This is a genomic window from Burkholderia aenigmatica (assembly GCF_902499175.1).
Lineage (GTDB): Bacteria > Pseudomonadota > Gammaproteobacteria > Burkholderiales > Burkholderiaceae > Burkholderia > Burkholderia aenigmatica.
In genome coordinates this window covers 60,100-75,718 of the sequence record NZ_CABVQC010000007.1, presented here as the reverse complement: position 1 = coordinate 75,718, position 15,619 = coordinate 60,100, and the positions used below count along the sequence as shown (strand labels likewise).

The following is a 15,619-nucleotide window of genomic DNA, read 5'->3' as shown; positions in this document are numbered from 1 at the left end:
ATAGGAATCCAGCCGGCGCCAACTCCATGCCGCTAACAACTTGATACAGCGCCCCGGCCCTTTGCGCCACAAGAATCCTGTGCCACGCAAGCGGCCCGATGCGGAACGTCCTTTGCGCCACACGCGTATTTGAATGATGCTTTCTCAGCTCACCCAGACTCGTCACGATCCGACCCTCATGCTTTCACCCCCCATCGCCATCGGCGACATCCAGGGCTGCCATTCGGCTTTCCAGTCTTTGCTCGACAAGCTTTCAGCCCCCGCCGACACGCCGCTGTGGATCGCCGGCGACGTCGTCAACCGCGGCCCGGACTCCCTCGCCTCGCTGCGAGCACTCGTCGACCTCGGCCCGCGCGCGACCGTCGTGCTCGGCAATCACGACCTCCACCTGCTTGCGGTCTCCGCCGGCCTGCGCACCGAACGCCCGGGCGACACCATCGGCGAGATTCTCGACGCGCCCGACGCCGACGCGCTGCTCGATTGGGTCCGCCACCGCCCGTTCGTGCATGCGGAACACGGGATGCTGCTCGTGCATGCGGGCATGCTGCCGCAGTGGGATGCCACGCTCGTGCTGGAACTCGCCGACGAACTCCAGCGCGCGTTGCGCGCGCCCGACTGGCGCGACACGCTGCAGAAGCTGTATGGCAACGAGCCGTATCAATGGAGCCCGGATCTGAAGAAACGCGACCGGATGCGCGTCGCGTTCAACGCATTCACGCGCCTACGCTTCTGCACCCCCGACGGCACGATGGAATTCAAGGCGAACGGCGGCCCCGACAACGCACCGCCCGGCTACCTGCCGTGGTTCGACGTACCGGGGCGCCGCACGGAGAACGTGACGGTCGTGTTCGGGCACTGGGCCGCGCTCGGCCTGATGCTGCGCGACAACGTCGTCGCGCTCGATTCGGGGTGCGTGTGGGGTAACCAGCTGTCGGCCGTGCGGCTGACGGCCGATCCGGCGCAGCGCACGGTCACGCAGGTGCAGTGCGACGCGTGCCGCGCGCCGGGCGGAGAGTGATTACAGGCTGATTCGCGGGGCCGGGAGGCGCGTCAACCCTCGCGCCCCGGCACGGGTGCGTCGGCCGCCTCGTCGGCTGCCGCGCCGGCGCCGATCTCGGTCGCCGGATACGCATGCCTGGCCAGTTCCGCGAGCGACTCGGCCGTCGGCTTGCCGACATTTGCCTGCAGCGTCGCGAGCGCGGCCGCGATCGCGTCGCGTGCCGCCGCAGACGTCGCCCGCCGGTCGCCACCCGGCGCGATCGGTTCGCACACGTACAGGTGCACGACGAGCGGACCGCCGCGCAACACCATGTCGAGCGACTTGCCGAGCGCCAGCTCGCCCGTGTAGGCCGGCGCGACCGACTGCCGCCGCTGCGCATCCTCGTACATCAGGCAGATCGGCTGCACCGCGCAGCCGGCCGATACCGCAGACTGGAACAGGTTCGCATGGAACGGCAGCAGTTCCTGCCCGTCGGTCGTCGTCCCTTCCGGAAACACGCACATCAGCCCGCCGTTGCGCAGGCGCTCGGCCATTTCGTGCATGACCCGCATCGCCTCCGTGCGCTTCTCGCGCTGCAGGAACACGGTGTCGAGCTTCTCCGCGAGCCAGCCGACGACCGGCCACTGCCGCACCTCGGCCTTCGACACGAACGGCGTCGGCCGCCACGCGTTGACCGCGTAGATATCGAGCCACGACACGTGATTGCCGACCACGAGCGCGCTCGCGTCGAGCCGCGCGCTGTCGTTGTGCACGACGAGTCGCATCCCGCAGATCCGCAGCATCTTGAGCGTCCAGCGGCGCGTCATCTCGGCGCGCCGCGCGGGCGTGACATGCGAAAAACGCAGCGCGACGATCGCCATGCCGCGCAACAGGTGAAAAACGAGACGCAGCTTGCGAAGGGCAATCATGGCGAAGGTCCGGCGTGGTTCAGGGGCGCTCGAACGCGATCTGCCCGGCGACGAGCGTCGTGCGCACGCAGGCGGGCAGTTCGTAGCCGAGGAACGGCGAGTTGTGGCCCTGGCTCTTCAGCGCACGCGGCTCGACACGCCAGTGCGCGCGCGGGTCGAACACGCACAGGTCGGCCGCACTGCCTTCGGCCAGGCGGCCGGCCGGCAGCTGCAGCACGTCGGCCGGTGCGGACGTGATGCGGCGCAGCGCCTGCGCGAGCGGCGTGCGCGTCTCGTCCGCCCACTTCAGCGTCAGCGACAACAGCAGTTCGAGCCCCGTCGCGCCCGGCGTCGCTTCGCCGAACGGCAGCAGCTTCTCGTCGTCGTCGACCGGCGTATGGTCGGAACAGATCGCGTCGATCGTGCCGTCGGCGAGCGCCACGCGAATCGCTTCGCGATCGCGCTCGCTGCGCAGCGGCGGATCGAGCCGGAACTGCGAATCGAAGTAGCCGATGTCGATGTCGATCAGGTGCACGTGATTCACGCCGACGTCGCAGGTCACGGGCAGCCCCTCGGCCTTCGCCTCGCGCACGAGCGCGAGGCCCGCCGACGACGACAGCCGCGCAAGGTGCACGCGTGCGCCCGTCACGCGCATCAGTTCGAAGATCGTGTGCAGCGCGATCGTCTCGGCCGCGACCGGCACGCCGGACAGCCCGAGCCGCGACGCCAGCGCGCCGCTGGCAGCGACGCCGCCGCGGCCGATGAAGGCGTCTTGCGGGCGCAGCCACGTGGTGTAGCCGTAGGTGCTCGCGTATTGCAGCGCACGCAGCAGCACCTGCGTGTCGCGCACCGGCACGTTGGCATGCGTGAAGCCGACGCAGCCGGACTCGGTCAGCGCGACCATCTCGGTGATCACTTCACCCTTGAGGCCGACCGTCAGCGCGCCGAGCGGATGGACGTTCGCCTGGTGCAGGTTGCGCGCGCGGTACTTGAGCATCTCGACGAGGCCCGGCTCGTCGAGCACGGGGTCGGTGTCCGGCGGGCACACGAGCGTCGTGACGCCGCCCGCGACGGCCGCGGCCATCTCGGACGCGAGCGTCGCCTTGTGCTCGTAGCCGGGCTCGCGCAGCCGCGCGCACAGGTCGACGAGGCCGGGCGCGACGATCAGGCCCGACGCGTCGATCGTCCTGTCCGCGTTGAAACCGGCCGGCGCCGTGCCGAGCGCGGCGATGTTGCCGCCTGCGACGAATACGTCGGCCTGTTGCTCGGTACCGGCGACCGGGTCGATCAGCGTGCCGCCTTTGATATGAATCTTCATGCGCTGTCTGTGAATGCGTTGATTGCGTGAATAGGGATGCGCGAAAGCGGGCTCAGTCGCTGTTGCCGGCGACGATGCCCATCACCGCCATCCGCACGGCGATGCCGAACGTGACCTGGTTGAGGATCACTGACTGCGGGCCGTCGGCGACCTGCGAATCGATCTCGACGCCGCGGTTCATCGGGCCCGGGTGCATCACGATCGCGTCGGGCGCGGCGAGCGCGAGGCGCTCGGGCGTCAGGCCCCAGGTCTTGAAGTATTCCTGTGCGGAAGGCAACAGCGCGCCGCTCATCCGCTCGTTCTGCAGGCGCAGCATGATGATCACGTCGACGCCCTTCAGCCCTTCGTCGAGGTTGTGGAACACCTTCACGCCCATCTGCTCGAGACCGCCCGGCAGCAGCGTGCGCGGGCCGATCGCGCGCACTTCCGGCACGCCGAGCGTGGTGAGCGCATGGATGTCGGAGCGCGCGACGCGCGAATGCAGGATGTCGCCGACGATCGCCACGCGCAGCTTCGTGAAGTCGCGCTTGTAGTGACGGATCGTGTACATGTCGAGCAGGCCCTGCGTCGGGTGCGCATGGCGGCCGTCGCCGGCGTTGATCACGTGCACGTGCGGCGCGCAGTGCTCGGCGATCAGGTACGGCGCGCCGCTCGACGCGTGACGCACGACGAACAGGTCGGCATGCATCGCCGACAGGTTGTTGATCGTGTCGAGCAGCGATTCGCCCTTGCTCGTCGACGACGCGTTGATGTTCAGGTTCAGCACGTCGGCCGACAGGCGCGTCGCGGCGATCTCGAAGGTCGTGCGCGTGCGCGTCGAGTTCTCGAAGAACAGGTTGAACACGGACTTGCCGCGCAGCAGCGGCACCTTCTTCACTTCACGGTCCGTCACGCTGACGAACTGCTCGGCCGTATCGAGGATGTGGTTGACGATCGAGCGCGGCAGGCCCTCGATCGACAGCAGGTGCTTCAGCTCGCCGTTTTTCGTGAGCTGCGGGTTGCCCTTCAGGAAGCCGTAGCGAAACCGGTCGGGGCTCGCGGCCGCAGCGGGATTGCCGGTGCGGCCAGTGGTGTCGGTGGTCATGGTGTGCGTGATTCCAACTATGCAAACGGGCCGCGGTGCAAACCGGCGGCCCGGGATACGGTTCGCGTGTCGTTCAGGCGCCGTGCGCCTCGACGCGCAGCGTGAACTGCGCATCGTCGCGCGCGAGCACGAGCGTCGCATCGGCCGGCACGTCGAGCGCGCCACCCGCGAAGCGTGCGGCGACCGGCAGCTCGCGGCCGCCGCGATCGGCGAGCACCGCGAGCTCGACCGCGGCAGGACGGCCGTAGTCGAACAGCTCGTTGAGTGCCGCGCGCACGGTGCGCCCGGTGTACAGCACGTCGTCGACGAGCACGATGCGCGCGCCGTCGACCTCGAACGGCAGCGACGTCGGGCTGGCCTGGCTGTGCAGCCCCTTCTTCGCGTAGTCGTCGCGGTGCAGCGCGACGTTCACGACGCCGAACGCCGGTGCGCCGAGATCGCGCGCGAGCCGCTCGGCAAGCCACGCGCCGCCGCTGTGAATGCCGGCGAGCCGCGGGCCGCCTGGTTCGGCGAAAGCCATGCCGTACGCGGCGCGGATCTGGTCGAGCAGGACGCGGTAAAGCGCCTCGGCATCAATGGTGCTCATGGTCGGACAATTGATCGAGATACTGTTGAAGGATGACGCGCGCGGCCTCGGCATCGAGCATCTCGGCCCGTGCGCGGCCGCGCACGTTGCGCTCGCGCAGCCCGGCCTCGGCCTCGACCGACGAATAGCGCTCGTCGACCCAGGTGACGGGCAGCCCGAAGCGGCCGTTCAGTTGGTTGCCGAAGCGCTTCGCCTGCTGCGTCATGTCGTGCGGCGTGCCGTCCGGATGCATCGGCAGGCCGACGACGAGCGCGTCCGGCCGCCATTCGGCCAGCAGGTCGCCGACCGCCTTGAAGCGGTGTTCGCGGTTCAGGTTCTGGATCACGACGAGCGCACGGGCCGAGCGCGTCAGCGCATTGCCGATCGCGACGCCGATACGTTTTTCGCCGTAGTCGAACGCGAGGAGCGTCGCATCGCGCGCACTCGCGCCACTCATGCGTGCCCTGCTTCGCCGGACAGCATCGACGAGCTGACGCCGAGCAGGCCGAGTGCGGCTTCGAAGCGCTCTTCGGCCGGCGTGTCGAACACGATGCGCGGATCGGCGGCCACAGTCAGCCAGCCGTTGCGGGAAATTTCTTCCTCGAGCTGCCCGGCCCCCCAGCCCGCATGGCCGAGCGTCAGCAGGAAGCGCTTCGGGCCGGTGCCCGTCGCGACCGCCTCGAGCACGTCCTTCGACGTGGTCATCTCCAGCCCGCCCTCGACGGACATCGACGAGTTGTAGCTCGCGCCCTCCACCGGCTCGTGCAGCACGAAACCGCGCTCGGTCTGGACCGGGCCGCCGAAGTACACCGGGATGTGCAGCAGCGGCTCGATGTCGAGCTTCAGGTCGATGCGGTTGAACAGCGATTCGAGGTCGATGTCGGTAGGACGATTGATGACGAGGCCGAGCGCACCGCGCTCGCTGTGATCGCAAAGATAGACCACCGTTCCCGAGAACGTCGGATCGGCCATGTTAGGCATGGCGATCAGGAACTGGTTGGTGAGATTGATGCGATCGGAAGGCTTTGACATGGTTTGAATTTTAGCAAAGACGCCGCGGCCTGACCGAGCCGCGATCAACAAGCAACGCCGCACCGCGCTGGCAACGGCGCGCACGGATCACACGGCACTCTAACACGCGCGCGGGCGCTGTCGGCAGCGTGTTGCGGGCCCGCGCAGCAAGGGCCGCCGGCGCGTGTTCGTCCCCTTGTTCGTCAGGCTCGGCCGAGCGCCGCGCCGAGCGCGCCGGACGCCGCGGTGAGATCCGGCGGCGCGACGCCGGCCGCGATCTTCAGCAGCGCCGCGCGCAGCATGTCGGACGCGTGGCCGTGCGCGTCGAGGCCGCCGTCGGCGAGCGGCACGCCGTGCGCCGCACGCCGCCAGGCGAGGCCGAGCGTGTCGGCCAGGAGCGCCGCGTGGCCGAGCCCGAGCGCGCAGGCGGCCGTGCCGACCCGGTAGGCGGCACCGGATGCATGCCATGCGGCACTCGCGTCGGCTCTGGCCGGATCGGCTGCGAGGTCGGCCATCGACGCATCGGCCGTCTGCAGGAAATCCTCATAGGCATGCGCATTGACCGTCACGACGCCGAGCGCGCGCGTCGGCGCAGCGGCGACCGCATCGTGCTCGGCCCGCGCGGCATCGGCCTCCCACAGCGCTTCGGACGCGGGCGTGCCAGCCACGTGCCAGTCGACCGTCAGCCCGTAGTCGTGCAGCACGTCGACGAGCGCGACATCCTCGGCCGCAGCGCCGAACAGCGCGAAATCGCGCCATAGCAGCGCGACCGTCTCACGCACGAACTCGGGCGGCGCGTCGCGCCGGCCCTGCGCGTGCTCGCCGAGCAGCAGGTTCGTGCGCGCGAGAAAGCGCTTCAGCTCGGGCGCGCCGCTGGCGCGCAACGCGCGCAAGCACGCGGCCGCGAGCCGCCAGAAATCGTATGGATCGTCGTCGGCGAGCGCGGCCAGCATCGCATCGAGTTCGTCGAGCGCCGCGTCGGGCGCGCCGTGTTCCGCGCGCAGCAGGCCAAGCAGCGCCTGTTCGAAGCGGGCGCGAATTCGGGTCGCGAACGCATCGGGCAGCGCGCGCAGCGTGGCCGGCGGCACCGCGCGACCGACGAGCGCGAGCGCGTCGAGCGGCGCGTTCGCGCGCAGGTCGGCGGCGCTTTGCGCACGCAATGCACGAAAATGCTCGAATAGAACGGGCGAGCAGGCAAGCTCGCGCAGGTTATGGCGTGCAACGGCCGCGCGGAAATCGCGCAGCGCCGCGCGCCAGCCGGCCGAAGTCGGCTCGACGGCGACCAGCGGCACGGCGGCCGACAGTTGCCCCGCGAAACGCGCGGCCGGCAGCCAGCCGGCTTCCGCCAGCACGGCCGCCGCGGCGGACAGCGGCGCGGCCGCATCGTCACGCTGCTCGAAAGCGTCGGCGGCCGCCGCAAGCCATGCGTCGGCCGCACGCACGGCCCCGCCGCGCGGGTTGGGCAGTGCGTCAGGGTGGGGAACGTTCGCCGGTTCTGGCCTCATGGACACGCGCGCCTGTCATCGTCAAGTCGCTCGCGCGACCCTCGGCGCGCAAGCGCCGGGCCGATGCGAGACCTGAGCGGTGTGTCCGTGGGCCAGCGATCCGGTCAGATCTGGACCATCTCGAAGTCTTCCTTGCGGGCGCCGCATTCAGGGCACGTCCAGTTGATCGGGACGTCTTCCCAGCGCGTGCCCGGGGCAATGCCCTCTTCCGGCAGCCCGGCTTCTTCGTCGTAAATCCAGCCACAAATCAGGCACATCCAGCTCTTGTATTCCATCTTAAGCCGCGTCGGGAAAGTCGGTAAATTCGGGAGCCATGATGGTACCGTGTCGGGGCCGGACTGCCTAGCAATCGCGCTGGAGTAACGCGACTACGTTGCGCTGCGCTAAAAAATCCGTCGTGCGGGCCGGATTCCGCCGCATAATGACTGAAAAGTGCGGCCTGCCGGGCAACACAGGGCCGAAAACGCCCATTTCGCCTCGCCGTCCGCATGTCCGTCGCTTGTCCGTTTTTCTCTTGCCCCATTTTTACATGTCCAGCAACGCCCCTCCGATCGTCCTCACCTTCGGCCTGTCCGATCCCACCGGCGGCTCTGGCATTCAAGCCGATCTGTTGACCCTGGCGAGCATGGGCTGTCACGGTGTGTCCGTCCTGACGGGCTACACCGTGCGCGACTCGGCCGCTTGCGACGAAGTGACGGGGCTCGATCCCGACGTCGTCGCCGCCCAGGCGCGCATGCTGCTCGAGGACATGCCGGTCGCCGCGTTCAAGATCGGCGCAACCACGCGCGCGGAAGTCGTCAGCGCGATCGCCGAAGTGGTCGCGGACTACGACGGCGTGCCGCTCGTGCTCGCGCCGGATTTCACGCTCGACGACGAGCACGTGCTCGCCGCCGACGACCTGCGCGAATCGATCGCCGACCTGCTCGCACCGCAAACCACGCTGCTGGTCGCCGACTACGCGACGCTGATCGCGCTCGCGCAGCCGGACGGCGATGCCGAGGCGCCGAATCTCGATGCGGCCCTGTCGCACCTGCTGTCGCAAGGCTGCGAATACATCCTGTCGTCCGAGACGGGCTCGCACCGGCTCGTCAACACGCTGTACGGCGAGGAAGGCCAACTGCGCGAGGACATGTGGGATCGTTCGCCGCACCGGCTGATGGGCATCACCGACACGCTGGGCGCAGCGATCGCGGCGCTGCTCGCGAACGGCCAGGAGCCGCCCGAAGCCGTGCGCGAAGCGCAGGAATACCTGTACCAGGCCGTTCGCGACGCGTTCCGGCCCGGCATGGGCGCGTACCTGCCCGACCGGTTCTTCTGGGCGCGCAGCAACGAAGACTCGGACACCCCGCCCGCCGCGAAGGCCGACCCGGTGCCGAGGACATCGCACCGGCATTGAAGCGGACACGGCGGGGCATGCCCCGCCGTCGCACCTGCCGCGCCGCTTTGGGCGCGACCGCTCCGGTTGCCCCGCGCACGCACCGAAATCTGCACGCATAAAAAAAGACCCGCATCGCTGCGGGTCTTTTCTTTTGGCTGGAACGCGCATCGCTGCGCGTTCCGGACAATCGACCGAAGTCGATTACATGTCCATGCCCATGCCGCCCATGCCGCCCGGCATGCCGCCCGGCATCGGTGCATCTTCCTTCGGCAGTTCTGCGACAGCTGCGTCCGTCGTCAGCAGCAGGCCTGCAACCGAAGCTGCGTTCTGCAGTGCGGTGCGCGTGACCTTGGTCGGGTCGACGACGCCGGCTTCAACCATGTCGACGTACTCGCCCGTTGCTGCGTTGTAGCCGTAGTTGCCCGTACCTGCAGCAACTGCCGCCACCACGACGCTGGCTTCTTCGCCGCCGTTCGTGACGATCTGGCGCAGCGGCTCTTCCATTGCGCGCAGCACGATCTTGATGCCGGCGTTTTGATCGGCGTTAGCGCCGGTCAGGCCTGCGATCGCGGTGCGAGCGCGGATCAGCGCAACGCCGCCACCTGCCACGATGCCTTCTTCCACAGCTGCGCGCGTTGCGTGCAGTGCGTCTTCGACACGTGCCTTCTTTTCCTTCATTTCGACTTCGGTCGCTGCGCCGACCTTGATCACTGCAACACCGCCGGCCAGCTTGGCCACGCGCTCTTGCAGCTTTTCACGGTCGTAGTCCGACGTCGCTTCTTCGATTTGCGCGCGCACTTGCTTCACGCGTGCTTCGATGTTCACGGCTTCGCCTGCGCCGTCGATGATCGTCGTGTTTTCCTTGCCCACTTCGATGCGCTTCGCCTGGCCCAGTTCTGCCAGCGTTGCCTTCTCGAGCGTCAGGCCGGTTTCTTCAGCGATCACCTGGCCGCCGGTCAGGATCGCGATGTCTTCCAGCATCGCCTTGCGACGATCGCCGAAGCCCGGCGCCTTGACCGCAACGGTCTTCAGGATGCCGCGGATGTTGTTCACGACCAGCGTCGCGAGTGCTTCGCCTTCGATGTCTTCAGCGATGATCAGCAGCGGACGGCCAGCCTTCGCGACTTGCTCGAGTACCGGCAGCAGATCACGGATGTTCGACACCTTCTTGTCGTGCAGCAGCACGAACGGGTTGTCGAGAACGGCGACTTGCTTTTCCGGGTTGTTGATGAAGTACGGCGACAGGTAGCCGCGGTCGAATTGCATGCCTTCGACGACGTCGAGTTCGTCAGCCAGCGACTTGCCGTCTTCGACGGTGATCACGCCTTCCTTGCCGACCTTGTCCATCGCTTCAGCGATGCGATCGCCGATCGACGTGTCGCTGTTCGCCGAGATCGAGCCGACCTGTGCGATTTCCTTGTTCGTCGTGCACGGCTTGCTGATCTTCTTCAGCTCTTCGACAGCCGCTGCGACTGCCTTGTCGATGCCGCGCTTCAGGTCCATCGGGTTCATGCCCGATGCGACGTACTTCATGCCTTCGCGAACGATCGATTGCGCGAGGACGGTTGCCGTCGTCGTGCCGTCGCCTGCGTTGTCGCTGGTCTTGGAAGCAACTTCCTTGACCATTTGCGCGCCCATGTTCTGGAGCTTGTCCTTCAGCTCGATTTCCTTCGCGACCGACACACCGTCCTTGGTGACCGTCGGGCCGCCGAAGCTGCGCTCGAGCACGACGTTGCGGCCCTTCGGACCCAGCGTGACCTTGACTGCGTTGGCGAGAATGTTCACGCCTTCGACCATCTTCGAACGGGCGGAATCGCCGAATACGACGTCTTTAGCTGCCATCTTCTAACTCCTTGAATTCTTGGGAATATGTACCGTCGGTGGACGCGCTTACTTGGCGTTGACCACGGCCATGATGTCTTCTTCGCGCATGACCAGCAGTTCGTTGCCGTCGACCTTCACGGTCTGGCCTGCGTACTTGCCGAACAGGACGCGATCGCCGACCTTCACGTCGAGCGCGATCGGGGCGCCCTTGTCGTCGCGCTTGCCCGGGCCGACGGCCAGGACTTCGCCCTGGTCCGGCTTTTCAGCAGCGGCGTCGGGGATCACGATGCCCGAGGCGGTCTTGGTTTCCTGATCCAGGCGCTTGACGATCACGCGATCGTGCAAAGGACGAAGGTTCATATTCACTCCTCTCTTGACTGAGATTGAAGAACGCTTAGGGAATCTGCCCGGCTTGTCGCCCGGCAGAGAATTGTTAGCACTCTCGTGCAGCGAGTGCTAATTATATGGACGGGTTTTGACAAATTCAAGAAGGGAAACCGGAGGAATTTTCAGTGTGGCGATGCGGCGGGAAAGGCACGCAAAAACAACAAAAACCCCTTTTAAAACAATACCCTGACGAACCTTTCCCGGCCCGGCCGGCGGGCCCGCGCGGCCGGCGAATCTCATTCAGCCCCGTTTGGACACCGGGTAAGCACGGAGTTCCTGCGATCGGCGGCATCGCATGAAAAAACCTGTGCGAGCGTCGATTCCGTCCGCCGCGACGCGCCCGTCCCCCTCCACCTCGGCAGTTTCATCCCCCCTCGCGCGGATCCATCGATCCGCATCAAATCATACATTGTCATTACACAGATATTTACGGTTTGCCTCGTCCAAAACACGTGTCAGGCCCCATCCGTAAGGGTTCGGATTACAGACAGTAATTTAGATGCGAATCATTCTCGTTTACATTGACTTTCCCATTTGACACTCCTACGATGCGCCGCGTTGCGTTCATCTTCGTGCCCTGGCCGATCGGTGCCGAGCGTCCGGACAGCGACCGACAAGCAGGATTCCTTACCAAATAGAACCAGGGGTTTGATATGACGTTTGCGTCGTTCCAGGGAGACAGCGTCCGTGCCCGGATGCGCCCCGCCGCCTGTGCGGCCGTCCTCGCGTGCGCCTCGTTCGCGAGCGGCGCGGCTTTCGCCGACACGCCCGTCGACGCGCAGCCCGAAGCGCCCGAGGCCGACCTCGCGATCCACGCGAAGCCGACCAACGCGTTGACCGGCATCTGGACGCGCCAGAACCTGCTCGGCGACATGGGCGGCATCCGCCCGTGGCTCGGCAAGTACGGCGCGACGCTGCAGATCACCGAAACCAGCGAATACCTGGCGAACCTGCGCGGCGGCCTGAACCGTGGCGGCGCGTACGACGGACTGACGACGGCCACCTTGACGGTCGACACGCAGAAGGCGATCGGCCTGCCCGGCGGCACGTTCAACGTCAGCGCGCTGCAGATCCACGGCACCAACCTCAGCACGAGAAACCTCGGCACGCTCAACACCGCGAGCGGCATCGAGGCGCAGGGCACGACGCGCCTGTGGGAGCTCTGGTACCAGCAGTCGTTCCTCGACAAGCGCGTCGACGTGAAGATCGGCCAGCAGAGCCTGGACCAGGAATTCATGGTCAGCACGTATGCGAACACGTTCGTCAACACGATGTTCGGCTGGCCCGCGCTGCCGTCGTACGACTTGCCGAACGGCGGCCCCGCGTATCCGCTCGCCGGCCTCGGCGTGCGCGTGCGTGCGCAGATCACGCCGAAGGTCACCGCGCTCGCGGGCGTGTTCGACGGCGATCCGCTCGGCAACAATCCGAGCAACCTGAGCGGCACCAACTTCAACCTGCACAACGGTGCGCTCTACATCGGCGAACTGCAGTACGCGCTGAACCAGCCGTCCGACGGCGAAATGGACACCGGCCACTCGAACGGGCTGCCGGGCACCTACAAGATCGGCGTCTGGTATCACAACGGCCGCTTCGCGGACCAGAACGTCGGCACCGACGGGCTGTCGCTCGCGGACCCCGCATCGAACGGCAACGCGCAGCAGCGTCACGGCAACTACAGCTTCTACGCGGTGGCCGACCAGATGGTCTGGCGCCCCGACCCGACCGGCCCGCGAAGCCTCGGCGTGTTCGCACGCGTGATGGGCGCGCCGGGCGACCGCAACCTGGTGAGCTTCTCGGCCAACGCGGGGATCGTGCTGAAGGCGCCGTTCGAAGGCCGCGACAACGACAGCGTCGGCCTCGGCGTCACGTACATCCAGGTCGGCAACCACGTGACCGACCTCGACCAGACCGCGCGGACGTTCGCAGCCAGCCCGTACGGCGTGCGCACCCGCGAGACGACGCTCGAAGCGACCTACCAGTACCAGGTCAACCCGTGGTGGATCGTCCAGGCCGACGCGCAGTACACGTTCAATGCCGGCGCCGGCCAGAACCCGAGCGACGCGACCCAGCCGCTGCGCAATACGTTCGTGCTCGGCGCGCGTACGACGATCACGTTCTGAGCGACGCGCACGCTGCCCAATTTCGCGCGCCACCCGGACGGCGCGCTCCCCAGGAGAGTCACATGAATCCATCCGCCCCGCTTCGCCGCCTCGCGACGGGCGCACTGGCTGTCGCCGCACTAACGGCCGCCGCCGGCGCACTCGCCGAGCCGCAAGGTTTCCTCGAGACGCTGCATCGCCACACCACGCTCGTCAACACGGTGCCGGACAACGGCGACCAGAACCCGTACGCGATCGCGGTCGCGCCGGTGTCGGCCGGCACGATCCAGGCGGGCGACGTGCTCGTCGACAACTTCAACAACTCGGCGAACCTGCAAGGTACCGGCAGCACGATCGTCAACTACCGCCCGTCGACGAAGCAGCTGAGCCTGTTCGCATCGATCCCGCGCGACCTGAAGGCGTGCCCGGGCGGCGTCGGCCTGTCGACGGCGATGACGATGCTGAAATCCGGCTGGGTGATCGTCGGCAGCACGCCGAGCAACGACGGCACGACCAACACCAAGGGCGCCGGCTGCCTGATCGTGCTCGATTCGCAAGGCAAGATCGCGTCGACGTGGTCGACCCCGAACATCAACGACCCGTGGGGCAACATGGCCGTGGTCGACCGCGGCGACAGCGCGACGCTGTTCGTCAGCATGGCCGGCTTCGGCGTCGGCGGCGCGGACGGCAATCCGCCCGTCTACAAGCAGGCGACCGTGCTGCGTCTCGACCTCGACGTGCCGGCCGGCAAGCCGCCCGTGATCAAGCAGGAAACGGTCGTCGCGAGCGGCCTCGGCGCGCAGGCCGACAAGGGCGTATTCCTGGTCGGCCCGACCGGCCTCGCGCTGTCCGGCGACCAGAAGAAGCTGTACGTGTCGGACGCGATCGGCAACCGCATCGTCGAGATCGACGACCCGCTCACGCGCGACACCAGCGCGGGCGTCGGCCGCCAGATCACCGCCGACGGCTTCCTGCGCCGCCCGCTCGCGCTCGCGACCGCGCCGAACGGCCACCTGCTCGCGACCAACGCGCAGAACGGCCAGGTCGTCGAGATCGACCCGGTCGCCGGCAAGCAGCTCTACGCGCGCTGGATCAATACCGACAAGGCGCAGACGCCCCCCGGCAACGGCAACCTGTTCGGCATCGCGATGACGCCTGAAGGCGACGGCTTCTACTACGTCGCGGACGACGTCAACACGCTGTTGCTCGCGAAGTAATGGAGCCAACCATGGCAGACGATTCCAACCAGCCACCCCGCCCCGCGCGGCGTGGCTTCCTGAAGGCGGGCGGCGCCGCGGTGGCCGCCGGCCTCGCGGCGGCGTCGATCCCGGCCGCGAAGGCCGCGGATGCGCCCGCCACCGCTTCCGTGCATGACGGCGTCGAGCCGTTCTATGGCAAGCACCAGAGCGGCATCGCGACGCCGCAGCAGCGCCACGCGTATTTCGCGGCGCTCGACCTGACGACCGCGCAGCGCGCGGACGTCATCGCGCTGCTGAAAACCTGGACCGACGCTGCCGCACGCATGACGCGCGGTGATACCGCACTGCCGCTCGCCGCGACGGGCAGCGACGAAGTCGCGCCGGCCGACGGGGGCGACGCGCTCGGCCTCGGCCCTGCGCGGCTGACGATCACGTTCGGCTTCGGCCCCGGCATGTTCGCGCTCGCCGGCAAGGACCGCTACGGCCTCGCGAAGCATCGCCCCGCCGCGCTCGTCGACCTGCCGCGCTTCAATGGCGACCAGTTGCTGCCCGAAAAGACCGGTGGCGACCTGTTCATCCAGGCGTGCGCGGACGACGCGCAGGTCGCGTTCCACGCGGTACGCCAGCTCGTGCGCCTCGGCGCGAAGGCGACGCAGATGCGCTGGGGCCAGGCCGGCTTCACGTCGGGCAAGCCCGGCGAGACGCCGCGCAACCTGATGGGCTTCAAGGACGGCACGATGAATCCGCCGATGTCCGATCCGGCCGCGATGGATGAATTCGTTTGGGCCGGCAGCGAAGGCCCGGCATGGATGAACGGCGGCACCTACACGGTCGTGCGCCGGATCCGCATCACGCTCGAGCACTGGGACAACACGGAGCTCGGGTTCCAGGAGCAGGTGGTCGGCCGTCACAAGTACAGCGGCGCGCCGCTCGGCCAGAAGCACGAGTTCGAGGCACTCGATCTCGACGCGGCCGACAAGGACGGCAACCCGGTGATCCCCGACAACGCGCACGCGCGCCTCGCATCGCCGCAGTTGAACAACGGCGCGCAGATCCTGCGCCGCGCGTACTCGTACAACGACAGCACGAATTTCTACATCGAGCGCTGGCCGCCGTGGCGCCAGCAGACCGAGTACGACGCGGGGCTGATGTTCGTCGCGCACCAGCGCGACCCGCGCAAGGGCTTCATTCCGATCAACGAGAAGCTCGCGAAGCTGGACATCATGAACCAGTTCACCACGCACGTCGGCAGCGCGATCTTCGCGTGCCCGCCGGGCGCGCAACCTGGTTCGTACATCGGCGCCGCGCTGTTCGACGCATGACGACACGCAACGCAAGCCAAGGCACTCCTTCCCGGCCCGG

General features: G+C 67.5%; 15 protein-coding genes. 5 read left to right on the top strand and 10 right to left on the bottom strand.

Annotation, left to right across the window (positions count from 1 at the left end):
* Positions 1-178 precede the first annotated feature (178 nt).
* The gene (locus BDO18943_RS07300; RefSeq protein WP_043181592.1) at positions 179-1,018 is read left to right on the top strand and encodes a symmetrical bis(5'-nucleosyl)-tetraphosphatase; all 840 of its coding nucleotides are present in this window, start codon (positions 179-181) and stop codon (positions 1,016-1,018) included.
* A gap of 32 nt (positions 1,019-1,050) precedes the next feature.
* Here the strand turns inward: BDO18943_RS07300 and BDO18943_RS07295 are convergent, their stop codons facing one another.
* The 8 genes from BDO18943_RS07295 to BDO18943_RS07260 all read right to left on the bottom strand — a co-directional run bounded on the left by BDO18943_RS07295 (position 1,051) and on the right by BDO18943_RS07260 (position 7,645).
* The gene (locus BDO18943_RS07295) at positions 1,051-1,908 is read right to left on the bottom strand and encodes a lysophospholipid acyltransferase family protein (protein WP_175021821.1); all 858 of its coding nucleotides are present in this window, start codon (positions 1,906-1,908) and stop codon (positions 1,051-1,053) included.
* A 19-nt stretch (positions 1,909-1,927) separates the two neighbouring features.
* Complete coding sequence (locus BDO18943_RS07290; RefSeq protein WP_175021820.1) at positions 1,928-3,205, bottom strand: dihydroorotase; 1,278 nt, start codon at positions 3,203-3,205, stop codon at positions 1,928-1,930.
* A gap of 52 nt (positions 3,206-3,257) precedes the next feature.
* On the bottom strand, positions 3,258-4,289 hold the full coding sequence (locus BDO18943_RS07285) for an aspartate carbamoyltransferase catalytic subunit (protein WP_006476735.1): 1,032 nt from the start codon (positions 4,287-4,289) through the stop codon (positions 3,258-3,260).
* A 73-nt stretch (positions 4,290-4,362) separates the two neighbouring features.
* Complete coding sequence (gene pyrR / locus BDO18943_RS07280; protein ID WP_175021819.1) at positions 4,363-4,875, bottom strand: bifunctional pyr operon transcriptional regulator/uracil phosphoribosyltransferase PyrR; 513 nt, start codon at positions 4,873-4,875, stop codon at positions 4,363-4,365.
* A complete protein-coding gene (gene ruvX / locus BDO18943_RS07275) occupies positions 4,862-5,311 on the bottom strand; it encodes a Holliday junction resolvase RuvX (RefSeq protein ID WP_027788201.1) in 450 nt (149 codons plus the stop codon). The genes pyrR and ruvX overlap by 14 nt, the downstream gene beginning before the upstream one ends.
* Entirely contained in the window at positions 5,308-5,886 is a 579-nt protein-coding gene (locus BDO18943_RS07270) for a YqgE/AlgH family protein (RefSeq protein WP_011351143.1), read from the bottom strand. The genes ruvX and BDO18943_RS07270 overlap by 4 nt, the downstream gene beginning before the upstream one ends.
* A 182-nt stretch (positions 5,887-6,068) precedes the next feature.
* Entirely contained in the window at positions 6,069-7,370 is a 1,302-nt protein-coding gene (locus tag BDO18943_RS07265; RefSeq protein ID WP_175021818.1) for a hypothetical protein, read from the bottom strand.
* Positions 7,371-7,474: 104 nt separating this feature from the next.
* Positions 7,475-7,645 carry a rubredoxin gene (locus tag BDO18943_RS07260; protein WP_004186709.1) on the bottom strand — a complete coding sequence of 57 codons (171 nt, stop codon included), beginning with the start codon at positions 7,643-7,645 and terminating at the stop codon, positions 7,475-7,477.
* A 254-nt stretch (positions 7,646-7,899) separates the two neighbouring features.
* Here BDO18943_RS07260 and BDO18943_RS07255 point away from each other — a divergent pair, with 254 nt between their 5' ends.
* A complete protein-coding gene (locus BDO18943_RS07255; protein ID WP_043181580.1) occupies positions 7,900-8,766 on the top strand; it encodes a hydroxymethylpyrimidine/phosphomethylpyrimidine kinase in 867 nt (288 codons plus the stop codon).
* A gap of 183 nt (positions 8,767-8,949) precedes the next feature.
* Here BDO18943_RS07255 and groL read toward each other — a convergent pair whose 3' ends face one another.
* The gene (groL, locus tag BDO18943_RS07250) at positions 8,950-10,590 is read right to left on the bottom strand and encodes a chaperonin GroEL (RefSeq protein ID WP_043181578.1); all 1,641 of its coding nucleotides are present in this window, start codon (positions 10,588-10,590) and stop codon (positions 8,950-8,952) included.
* 48 nt (positions 10,591-10,638) lie between these two features.
* A complete protein-coding gene (groES, locus tag BDO18943_RS07245; protein ID WP_011351136.1) occupies positions 10,639-10,932 on the bottom strand; it encodes a co-chaperone GroES in 294 nt (97 codons plus the stop codon).
* 680 nt (positions 10,933-11,612) lie between these two features.
* Here groES and BDO18943_RS07240 point away from each other — a divergent pair.
* The 3 genes from BDO18943_RS07240 (at position 11,613) to efeB (ending at position 15,579) form a co-directional block, all read left to right on the top strand.
* A complete protein-coding gene (locus BDO18943_RS07240) occupies positions 11,613-13,079 on the top strand; it encodes a carbohydrate porin (protein WP_175021817.1) in 1,467 nt (488 codons plus the stop codon).
* Positions 13,080-13,141: 62 nt separating this feature from the next.
* On the top strand, positions 13,142-14,275 hold the full coding sequence (locus tag BDO18943_RS07235; protein ID WP_175021816.1) for a hypothetical protein: 1,134 nt from the start codon (positions 13,142-13,144) through the stop codon (positions 14,273-14,275).
* An 11-nt stretch (positions 14,276-14,286) separates the two neighbouring features.
* Positions 14,287-15,579: an iron uptake transporter deferrochelatase/peroxidase subunit gene (gene efeB, locus BDO18943_RS07230; RefSeq protein ID WP_175021815.1), complete on the top strand. Its 1,293-nt coding sequence runs from the start codon at positions 14,287-14,289 to the stop codon at positions 15,577-15,579.
* The last annotated feature ends 40 nt before the right edge of the window (positions 15,580-15,619 follow it).